Origin of the sequence: Collinsella aerofaciens (assembly GCF_015552075.1) — a bacterium.
In the GTDB taxonomy this organism is placed as follows: domain Bacteria; phylum Actinomycetota; class Coriobacteriia; order Coriobacteriales; family Coriobacteriaceae; genus Collinsella; species Collinsella aerofaciens_Y.
This window is the reverse complement of sequence record NZ_JADNDZ010000084.1, coordinates 1-10054: the sequence shown is the minus strand read 5'-3', so window position 1 is coordinate 10054 and position 10054 is coordinate 1. Positions and strand designations below refer to the sequence as shown.

Annotated in this window: 10 protein-coding genes; all 10 read right to left on the bottom strand. The window is 49.7% G+C overall.

Annotated features, from left to right (window positions below):
* The coding region (locus I2D41_RS10230; protein WP_199583465.1) for a sugar phosphate nucleotidyltransferase at positions 1-54 on the bottom strand (54 nt) is incomplete at its 3' end.
* 31 nt (positions 55-85) lie between these two features.
* Entirely contained in the window at positions 86-1495 is a 1410-nt protein-coding gene (locus I2D41_RS06300) for a lipopolysaccharide biosynthesis protein (RefSeq protein WP_161159893.1), read from the bottom strand.
* A gap of 33 nt (positions 1496-1528) precedes the next feature.
* Entirely contained in the window at positions 1529-2761 is a 1233-nt protein-coding gene (locus tag I2D41_RS06295) for an O-antigen ligase family protein (protein ID WP_195363922.1), read from the bottom strand.
* A gap of 9 nt (positions 2762-2770) precedes the next feature.
* A complete protein-coding gene (locus I2D41_RS06290) occupies positions 2771-3715 on the bottom strand; it encodes a glycosyltransferase (RefSeq protein ID WP_195363921.1) in 945 nt (314 codons plus the stop codon).
* A gap of 17 nt (positions 3716-3732) precedes the next feature.
* Positions 3733-4950 (bottom strand): glycosyltransferase, encoded by a 1218-nt coding sequence (locus I2D41_RS06285; protein WP_195363920.1) that lies wholly within the window; start codon positions 4948-4950, stop codon positions 3733-3735.
* On the bottom strand, positions 4943-6148 hold the full coding sequence (locus I2D41_RS06280; RefSeq protein ID WP_195363919.1) for a Coenzyme F420 hydrogenase/dehydrogenase, beta subunit C-terminal domain: 1206 nt from the start codon (positions 6146-6148) through the stop codon (positions 4943-4945). The genes I2D41_RS06285 and I2D41_RS06280 overlap by 8 nt, the downstream gene beginning before the upstream one ends.
* 12 nt (positions 6149-6160) lie before the next feature.
* On the bottom strand, positions 6161-7279 hold the full coding sequence (locus I2D41_RS06275) for a polysaccharide pyruvyl transferase family protein (protein ID WP_161159882.1): 1119 nt from the start codon (positions 7277-7279) through the stop codon (positions 6161-6163).
* On the bottom strand, positions 7279-8388 hold the full coding sequence (locus I2D41_RS06270) for a glycosyltransferase family 1 protein (protein WP_195363918.1): 1110 nt from the start codon (positions 8386-8388) through the stop codon (positions 7279-7281). The genes I2D41_RS06275 and I2D41_RS06270 overlap by 1 nt, the downstream gene beginning before the upstream one ends.
* Positions 8389-9138, bottom strand: a complete 750-nt coding sequence (locus I2D41_RS06265) for a sugar transferase (protein ID WP_271741665.1) — start codon at positions 9136-9138, stop codon at positions 8389-8391.
* An 84-nt stretch (positions 9139-9222) separates the two neighbouring features.
* Complete coding sequence (locus I2D41_RS06260) at positions 9223-9813, bottom strand: hypothetical protein (RefSeq protein WP_195363917.1); 591 nt, start codon at positions 9811-9813, stop codon at positions 9223-9225.
* Positions 9814-10054: the final 241 nt, after the last annotated feature.

The following is a 10054-nucleotide window of genomic DNA, read 5'->3' as shown; positions in this document are numbered from 1 at the left end:
CGTGAGCGGGTACAGGCGGGTGCCGGACCCGCCGGCGAGGATGATGCCTTTCATATCCTAATCCAATCTAATTGAATGACATTTACTAATGCTTAAGCCTGCTCAAACGCGAGGCGACGTTTTTCAATTCAGAATGATTAAGTAAAAGATAGCCAATATAAACTATCGAATACAGGAGTGCCGCCACTCCACCGGGCATGAGCTCGGTAAATAAGACGAAGGCAACTGTAAGCAAAATCTCCTGGAACGGCCTGGACGAACCCGCAGCACTTAACCTTTCATTTAAATATAGTTCGGACCACAGCGACCTTCCGATAATGCAGATTACAGCGCCACACAGGACAGCATCGAGTGAATCGAGAGCGAGAACACCGAATACCGAAAAGACGGTGCTGCAAATAACGGCAACGATATTCAACTTCAGGAGCAGCTGTTCTTTACGAAGAACCTTGAAATAGGTAGTACAACAAAGGCTCATCTTTGTATTAAAGACGCATATCGGGAGTAAGAGCGCAAAATATCTAAAGCTTTCGGAATATTGAGGAAGCCATGCCCCCAAAAACCAAACCATAGGGAAATAGAGTAAGTAGATCGCAGGGAAGATAAGCTCGATAGAATTTCTTATGCCAATGTAAAAACGAACCCTCTCATCATCAGAGCCTGTCCTAAGGGCAGGAAATAAGACCATGCTCGCCTGCGAGACGAAAGTGATGAAGAAATTCACCAGAGAAAGGGAGAACGAAATTTTTGCAAAGGCGACAATACCCCAAAAATGATCGATAAGAAACCTGGATACGCCGAGGATCAGTGTGTCGGCGATATTCGCAATCATCAGCTTTACGCCAACGACGATGCTGCGGGTACCATCCTTAAGTGCATTGCCAAAAGACATCGATTTAACGCGCAGGATATCTTTGCCCATCCAGGAACAATATATGAGCGCGATAATCTTCGAGACGAGATACGCATAGACATAGGGGTGGTAATCCGAAACCTTAAATCCAATTAGAACAAGGAGAGGGACCAGGAACACCAGCCTGTCTAGCATTGTGGAGAACGAAAAGAGCTTAGTTTCATTCATGGCCTGAAAGACAAAGCCCAAATAACTTGTCAGGTTATAGACGACGGTGTAAAGCGCAAATGACGCGACAACAAAAAATCGATTTGCATCATCGACAAGAGGCAGAGAAGCCAAAGTGATGCCGAGGCAAATCACTGCTTGAAAACAAGCACCGAAGATATATTGAGATTTGATCGAGCTCTTATCGATTTCCTCACGAGAGAGACCGCCGTTGATCAGGTAGACACCATCGTTCAGGCCAAGGTGGAAAAAGCCAGAATAGGTCGTATAGAACATGAACAGCTGCCAATAACCATAATCGGCAACACCGACGATTTTCGGCACGAGCAGCGACATGACGACACTGACCGATAGAGAAATAAACTGTGCAGCAAACGCAATCATAGTGTTGCGTGCAATAGACGAATAATTCATTTGACCTCGTTTGATTAAACTATCAACCTTGATTTATTCAGAAATCAAAATAGGCCCTGACTCATACAAATTTGAATGCCGAGCACTCGCTCTGCCCAGGGCGAGTCCACAGGTAGCGAACAAGATCACCGTTGGCACCCACCAACCAAGCTCGCAGTAAAACATGAACTCCGCACAGCATATACAGGAAACGGAAAAAAGCACTTGATCAAGTTCACAATCTGACTTGAACGAACTGATGCCAGCGGAAATCAGCAAGGATGCAAAACTACAAATTCCAAGAAAACCATATTCATACAGCATTGCAAGGAAACCGTTGTCTACCGTTGAAAAACCACTGATTTCAACTGTGGTGTCCAACATGGTTATGCGACTACTGCCATAACCATTTCCAGTAAGCCAAAACAGCGGTCTGCTTAGGAAGCTATGAATAATGTAGGAAATCGCTCCAGAGCGCTGGCTATATGACACATCAGTTTCAAGTTCACCAAATCGTGAACCAACAAAGTTAAACAGACCAGACTTGTAAAGCATGAAAACGAGCAGCAATACAGCTGGGGTTAAAAGGGCAATTAAATTCCATTTAGAATACTCAGGATTCTTTAGGCGAAAAACCAGGTACACCAATGCTGAAGCCGTGAGAATGATCCAAGCGCTACGGCTCTTTGTCAGAAGCAGAGCGACCAAAAGAACCACAGAGTATAAGAGACGTTTCATTTTGCTTGTCTCCAATTTAAAGTTGATTACCACCGCAATAACTATCATTTGACCAAATACGATTGCATGTCCGAAAAAACTACGCAGTCGATACAGAGATGGATTATCAATCGTTATAGTTTGCAGAAAAGAAAAAGAACCATTTGTAACTAATCGTTGACCTAAAACAATTTCAAGGACAAAGCTAAATAGGCAGGCGAACACGGTTATATTGCGAAGCATGAGCAATGCAGCCCCAACCCAGCCATCGTTCTTTTCTTTACCGTAAATAAAACCAAGAAGAATACAGAAGAAGTACGAGCAGACCGTAAGGAGGGATTCATCCATGCTTCGGGACGCAAACGCAATGGCAGAAAAGAAAATTATCGCGCCCGACACGGCAACAGGAATGGCGTTATCTAAAAGAACTTTATAAAGACGCCCAGAAAGAACTTCTTTGAAAACGAGCAATCCTAGAACTATAAAAAATAACCCTTTAACAGGAGAAATAACGCTTAGGATTGCGGCGAAAATCAAAATAGTGAATTCGTTAGTTAAGAGCTCAAGCATTCTAAACGCCTACTTACTGTCACCGGAACTGATTAAGGCCTTTAAATCACCAAGCAGGGAACAATTTGACAGTTCATACTCACGATATTTTAAAATGATGCCTAGATCGCTAATTTTTAGACCGCCTTCAAGCAAGTGCATACGGGCATCCAAAACAGAACGGTAATGTTCTATATGTGTAGAAGAACCACGATAATCACCAGGATTGCTACTGCAGTATTCTTCTAAAGCATTAGAAAACCTCAGACACATCTCTATCTCACCAATACGAGATCTCTTATCAAGGTAACGCATCTCGGTTGCATTAGAGTCATGTCTACGGAATCGAATCAAGGGCCGATTCAAGAGCCTGAGGGTTCCCTTCAACAAAGAGAATCGCCACAGCATTCCGTCATGCGCAAAATCATCCTGCCAATATGGCAAGATTTCTCTAATAAAGTTCGATTTAACAGCATATGAGCATCCAGGTCGACGTACTGCCATAAACTTTTCGTCAAAAGACGGAGCATCCAAATCATCAACAGATTTGGCATTATCAACTGCACCATATACTCTTACTTTTTTACCGCCATCTTCATAAAACGGCTCGACGGCACAGCATAGGACGTCAATCGAAGGATCCTTCTGGAGAATCGAGGACATCACAGCGATTTTATCCGAATCCCAGATATCGTCCTGATCACACGGAAATACGATACAGTCGTTTTTAGACGCAAGGTCGAGAAGTGCCTTGAAACTTTTGCGCCAGCCGAAATTCGAACAGTTTCTGCTGAGGGTCCAATTACTGAGACTGTATTTCTCGATGTATCTGCAAATAAGATCGAACGAGCCATCCGTCGAGCAATCATCCGCGATTAGTACTCGGTCCGGAGACACTGTCTGGAGTCTTAAGCTATCTAGCTGCTCAGTAAGATATCGCGTGCCGTTGTAAACTGACATCACAACCGTAACCATTAAAAACCTTCATCCAATTAAAGCTCAACCATTAGTTGATCGTAAATACCAATAAGACGTTCTACATACGCGGTCTTTTCGAGGCAGCTGAAGTCCGCCTTCTCAACTGCCTCCCTGTAACGCGAGTAAACATCAGAATCGAGCATATTGACCATTGCGTCAGATAGCGACTCCACACTACCTGCGCTGAAGATCTCGCCGAGACCTTTTGACATAACAAAGGAGGCCGCATCGCCGACATCCGAAACAATACACGGCAGGCCGGCGGCAATCATTGCTTCATAAGCGACGAGCCCGAACGTCTCTCGACAAACAGAAGGCATGACGATAGCGCGAGATTGCCTCATGACGGAAAGAACTTCATCATGAGGCAAGGAACCCATGAATCTGATATCTGGATAGCTATCCGACAACCTCTTCAATTCGGTACCGTCGCCAATGACGATCGCATTCACGCCCGCCCGACAGACCGCTTCGCAAAACAAGTCACAGCCTTTCTCTGGACTTAAACGGCCGACAAATAGGTATGCCGAAGAATCTCCTTCGGAATCATCTTGAGACTTAGCCGCATCAACATAGTTTAAGCAGTCATACCGTTCAGAATTCCACGCTAGATGAGGTTCGATCAACCGACGGCTGGAGTCGGAGACAAAGGCGACCGCCGGGCGAAGCGAGCCTAAAACATGGTTCTGCACGGAAAAACGAACGGACCGGTACAATTTTTGGGCATACGAGCGCTTGTCACAGTTGTGCAGCAGGCACTTCGGAGAACCGGGGGCGATTCCGCAGTTACAATGATTCACATAGTCGTAGAGCCCGCCGTTAGAGCAAACAAGGAAGTACTCATGGGCGGTAATGAGACATTTGAAGCCCCGTCGCCCTATTGCCCTGAATATAGAGGGAGAAAGGGAGTGCGTCCAAGAATGCACATGAACGACCGCCGTTTCTGGGTCAAGCTGCTTGAGCAAATCATCCAGCGCCGTTTCCGATCGTCGGTTCCAGATGCCCTGGACAGCACCAGAGACGCCACCGTTCAAAACATCGCCCTGCCCGCAATTAACGCATATGACTCCCGATTCGACCAAAGCCGGATCGGGATCTCCCAGCGCTGAGAAGAAATAGCTGTTAAGCCCCATCTTTGCCAATGCCGAAGCTGTCTCAATTGCGATTTTTGAAGCTCCGCCCCCGATATGGGGACGGTCGCAAATCGTAATCGCTGTGGTAAGGCTACTCATGTGCGTTCCCAGGTTTAATGGATCGGACCAAACGTTTTACGCTCAACCGCATCGAAGGCGGAAGCATTTTTTTCACACGGTCGAAAAGGGTCACTTTGGGAACCAAGACGGAATCAAAGATCCCCGACCCCAGTGCCTCGTACTGAGCGATGACCGCATCGCGCCTCTCTTCAAGGCCTGAGCGCTTATTAGGGTCTTCATGCAGGAGCACGTCATTCGCTGCAACGTCGTTGTTAGAATAGGCAGCGCAATCGCCTATCTCATCAATCAGCTTGGCACCGCGCTCGGTCTTCACGATAACGGCTGAGATGCCCTTCTCAGGATGTGCGCAGTCTTTGGCGGAATCAGAACGCCAGGAATCACCGAGAATAAGGTCAGCGGGGCTTTCGCACCCTCTGAAGGGACAACTATAGCAAGACGATCTGCTGATCATGCCTTTGATATAGGACCCATAAAACGGGTCGAATGCGGCGGGCCTCTTTATAATCCTGCCGTCGGACAACTCAATCTTTATGTTATGGCCCCAACCGAATTTCGATTTATCTCTAAAAGTCAGTGCGGTGACATCGGACTTCTCACGAAGCTCGAGCCAGTCAACATAGGAACGGAACATGGAAGAGCTTGGTACACCGTGGCAAACAACGCTGACGGTTGTCAGCCCATCCATCGGTTTACCCAAATAGAGACGCAGTGCCGAAACCTGGCAAGGAGTACCGCTAAACAGTACATGCTTGCCGGATTTGAGATCGCTGAGCACTTCGGGATACGATTCGCTAGCATCGCTCTGGACATATTTGGACTTTTGCAGGAGCGCGATATCGGCAAGCTCGGATATACCGATATGCCTGACGTGATCGACGCCATCCCAGGCGGCGCCGTAAACGCGCCCGCCGTCCGAAAGTATCCGTTTCGCAAGAAGGGAGAAGACACCGCCGGACGAACTTTGCGCGAGCTCGCCCGGGTCATCGCTCTGCAAGACAGCGGCGCGAATGGTCTCCGAGTCCGCGTCGACTTGGTTTTCCGCCGGACAGGTACGCAGGCAAAGACCGCAGGAGGTGCATCTCGCTGCGTCCACCACGGGGTATTCGAAACCATCGGGCGAGGTACGCATAGTAATAACGGAAAAAGGGCATTTGGCCGCGCAAGCTCCGCAACCAAAGCAGGCCCGGTGAGAAACTGTGTCGATGTTCTTGCTCAAGCTAACTTCCCCCTATTGCTCAAGAGCATCCAAGAGCCATTTTTTCGAAAACGTGATGAGCGACTCCACGTCGGACAGTCGCTTCTCATAGCCCTCGATTTCCGTAGCGTTCATGTGGCTGTCATAGCCATCTAGCAGACGATCCTCGGTATTCGAGAGCCTCGAGAGGCTCTCAACTCGAGAGTTTTGAGAGCGTTTGTCGGTCTCCTCAAATCTCTTGAAGCAGTAATAGTCTTTGCGGAAAATTTGAGAAAACAGCGTACCGTGCAGCGAATCGGTTAACACGAACCGCGCGCTCGCCAGATACGCGAGCCATTCATCGGGACCAAGCCCGTAACGCGGATTGAGCTGCTCGTCGACAGCATTTTTACCTGAACCGACAAGCGTCACGACCTCGCAGCCGAGCTCTTTTGAAATCGAATCGACAGCTTTCCTGTAAAACGGCCTATTCCCAAGGAAATAGCAGACGATTTTTCCGGGCTCAGGACATTTACCGTTGATGAGCGGGGCCCAGTCCTCTTTCGACAGGAGCAGGACAGGGTCCACAACTTGTGAAGGGCGCTCGAGACCGAGGGATTCGACGAAATCCGCACCTGCATCTTCACGAACAGACACGGAGCTGAACGTTTTAATCAGATCGGTAATGATCTTTTTCTTCCTCTGTGTGGTACTAGTGACACCGAAGCTGGGCGCATACGCGATTCGCTTATCACTGTCGCCCAAAAAGGAGAGATAGAAATTCCTGTTCAAAAGATAAGGCGACCAAATCTGATCCGATCCACAGACATACGCATCGTATTTACCCCGCAAACCGACCAGCCCGTCTGTATCGGTAATCCTGTCAGTGGTCTCGATATTCTGACTCAAAAAGCGACTGAAAACGTCAGCCGTCGAGGAGCCGAAGTCGTCGTGCTCCTTCTTACGATTGAGCAGCTCGTGTGCCTTACCGGCAAACAAATCAAAGGAGTTCCGGTTGATAGCCCAGTTCAAAAGCTTTTCTTTGACGCTGGGAAGATAGTCAGCGTCAACAACGTCATGCCCTTCGAACTTCAAAAAGCGCTGCAGGGCATAAGCCTGAAGCAGCGTGCCGAAATTTTGATTATGCAGCCACGTTAAAATACAAATTTTCATTAATTCACCGTCTTTGATAGCTTCAGGTAGTACTTTTCAAGCTTGGGCGCTGCTTTAAAGATGTCATAAGATTCAAACGCCCGAGATGTATGAGGGTCGGAGCGATCAACAACATCCCTGTGAGCGGCAAGAATCGCGTCGGACCAGCCCTTGACGCCCGTGCTCAACGGAACAAAGCTGCACCGACTAGATAACGCAACCTCGTTGGGGACCCTCTCAGAGCAGATGCACGGGAGGCCGGAAGCCTGAGCCTCAATCGCGACCATTCCGAGACCCTCGTACAGACTGGGGAGTACGAATAAATCAAGCGCCTGATAGATGTCCTGTACATCAGACATTTGGCCGAGAAAATGCACCGCCGAGGCAATGCCCAGTGAGCACGCTTTTTCCTCCGCCTGCGGTCGCAGCTTTCCATCGCCACAAATAACAAGAATGGAGTCGGGATTCTGAGCATGCACCGCCTTGAAAACATCAAGCAAAAACAACTGATTCTTCTGGGAGATGAACCTACCGATATTTCCCAATACCAGCGTATCGTCCTTCGCTCCAAGCTCAGTACGTCGCTCATCCCTAATCGATCTATTGAAAGAAAAGACGTTCAGATCGATAGCATTATTAAAAACAGTAAAACGGGATGAGCCGAATAGCCATTTTCCAGCATGCTCGGTGCAGGCGGCCAAATTAGTCGGATACCTTGTTGAGAAAAGCTTCAAAAAGCCTTTGACAACGTTTTTAGCAAACTCGCCCTTACCGCTCGTAGAGTGGCTGTGGGCTATACGCACAGGTACGCCCGCCTTCTTTGCAGCACGAAGCGGAAAGACAGAAAGCGCGTTGATGTGACTGTGCACAATATTCCAGCCCTCTTGTTTATAGAGGCGCTGAAGCTCTCGCTGGTATTTGACAACATGTTGGTAGGGCGGAATCTCGAAAACCCTGCCGCCGAGCGATTCAATCTCGTCACGGGGAACAAGCGTCGAATCGGAATCGACAAGAAAGTCAAACTGTACTTTGCTGTGATCAATATGGCGGTAGTAATTCATGACGACAGCCTCAACACCGCCGCCAACCATCTTGCCAACAACCTGAGCCACCCTAACCGGTTCAGTCATTTAGCAACCACCTCTACCGGTAAAGACCTCAACGGCCGTGAGGAGAACAATCTTCAAGTCCGTGATGAGGCCGCGCTTGGCGATGTACTCCAAATCACGGCGGACCATCCCGTCGAAGTCGGTGTCGTTGCGATCGGTCACCTGCCACCAGCCGGTGATGCCGGGCTTAACGGACAGTCGCTGCAGGTCGTACTCGGTGTATTCCGTCACTTCGTTGGGCAGCGGCGGGCGCGGGCCCACGACGGACATCTGGCCCAGGAACACGTTCAGGAACTGCGGGAACTCGTCGATTGAGTGCTTGCGAATGAACTTGCCGATCTTGGTGACGCGGGGGTCATCCCTCATCTTGAACATCGCCCCGGCGATCTCGTTCTGCTCCTTGAGCTCGGCGAGGCGCTCATCGGCATCTTTGTACATGGATCGGAACTTCCACATGCGGAAGGTTGACAGGCTGCCGTCACGGTGGGTCTGCCCCACGCGGATCTGGCTGTAGAACGGGTTGCCTTCGCTTTCTAGGCGAATTGCGGCTGCGAGCACCAGACTGGGAATTGCGATGATCGCAAGCACGACACCGCTGAAAACGATGTCAAACGCGCGCTTCACCGCCCTGTAGGCCAGACGCGAGTTATCCCAGTCCATGACGGATTGCATGGCCTTGTAGCGACCGGCGCCCTCACGCCGGTCCATGGCCTGAGCAATCAGCGCCGCCCCCGCGGGCGTATTTGACTTTGTTACTTCTTTAGCAGCCACAGTCAAACTTACGTCCCCGTTCCCCAGGGATCCCCCAATCGGTAAATTCAAAAATGCGAACGAACAGCCGGAACAACGTCTCCCTTACGTTTTGCTGGGAACGTCGAGCGGTAGTAGCTCCCTAAATGTGGAGTCACCCTCGCCCACGTCTACCAGGCACCAGCGTTTATGACGGTCGATCTTTTTAACGCGGGCCTCTTGCCCCACCAAGGGACCCTGTTCTATGTGCAGCACGCCGTCTTCTATGCGCGCAACGCTGTTGCGTACCACGCCGTCGTCGTCCAGCACGCTGCGGTACCAATCCTGCGCATCGTCCGGCATGGGCATGTACGCCCGCTCCCTACTGCCGGCGATGCGACAGCCAAAGCTCAACTGGGCCAAAGCCCTATCGAGCGCGGCGGCATCGTGCGTGGCGACGAAGAAATATTCCTTGTACATGGGTTTGGTTTGGAGCGACCATGCGCCGTCCCGCTTAAACCAGAACTCCTTTTGCATTACAAAAGCGTCCTGCATCAGCTCGTGCGGGATAATGCGGTGGACATTTTCGCAGGTCTCGCGCTCTTTTCCATTGGGGGTGTGGACCAGATACCAGTGAACACGGCCGTGCTGGCTGTTGGTGGTGGCGCCATTAAATGCGCCCGGCAGCTGCTCTTGGCGCCGTGCCGTCTGTTCCATGTTCTCGCCCCCTCTTTTTGCTTTGCGATACACGCAAATGCAGGGGCGTTTAGAACAGGCTTCTCGCTCGCAGCTAGGCGCAATCGCAAAAGTACAGGTTTTTGTATCTTTCGATAGACGACATTATACGAGCAATTAATCAGCGTTTGCCCAGATTACGCAAAATGTACTGCTAGTAGGTACATCTCCCTTGATTGTCATTTTCATTGCAACAGCCTCAGGACTCAGCGCAACGCGTTGC

Coding starts and splice junctions, on each gene's coding strand:
- I2D41_RS06300 (WP_161159893.1), bottom strand. CDS start 1,495: ATGAATTATTCGTCTATTGCACGCAACACTATGATTGCGTTTGCTGCA.
- I2D41_RS06260 (WP_195363917.1), bottom strand. CDS start 9,813: ATGGAACAGACGGCACGGCGCCAAGAGCAGCTGCCGGGCGCATTTAAT.
- I2D41_RS06295 (WP_195363922.1), bottom strand. CDS start 2,761: ATGCTTGAGCTCTTAACTAACGAATTCACTATTTTGATTTTCGCCGCA.
- I2D41_RS06285 (WP_195363920.1), bottom strand. CDS start 4,950: ATGAGTAGCCTTACCACAGCGATTACGATTTGCGACCGTCCCCATATC.
- I2D41_RS06290 (WP_195363921.1), bottom strand. CDS start 3,715: ATGGTTACGGTTGTGATGTCAGTTTACAACGGCACGCGATATCTTACT.
- I2D41_RS06275 (WP_161159882.1), bottom strand. CDS start 7,279: ATGAAAATTTGTATTTTAACGTGGCTGCATAATCAAAATTTCGGCACG.
- I2D41_RS06270 (WP_195363918.1), bottom strand. CDS start 8,388: ATGACTGAACCGGTTAGGGTGGCTCAGGTTGTTGGCAAGATGGTTGGC.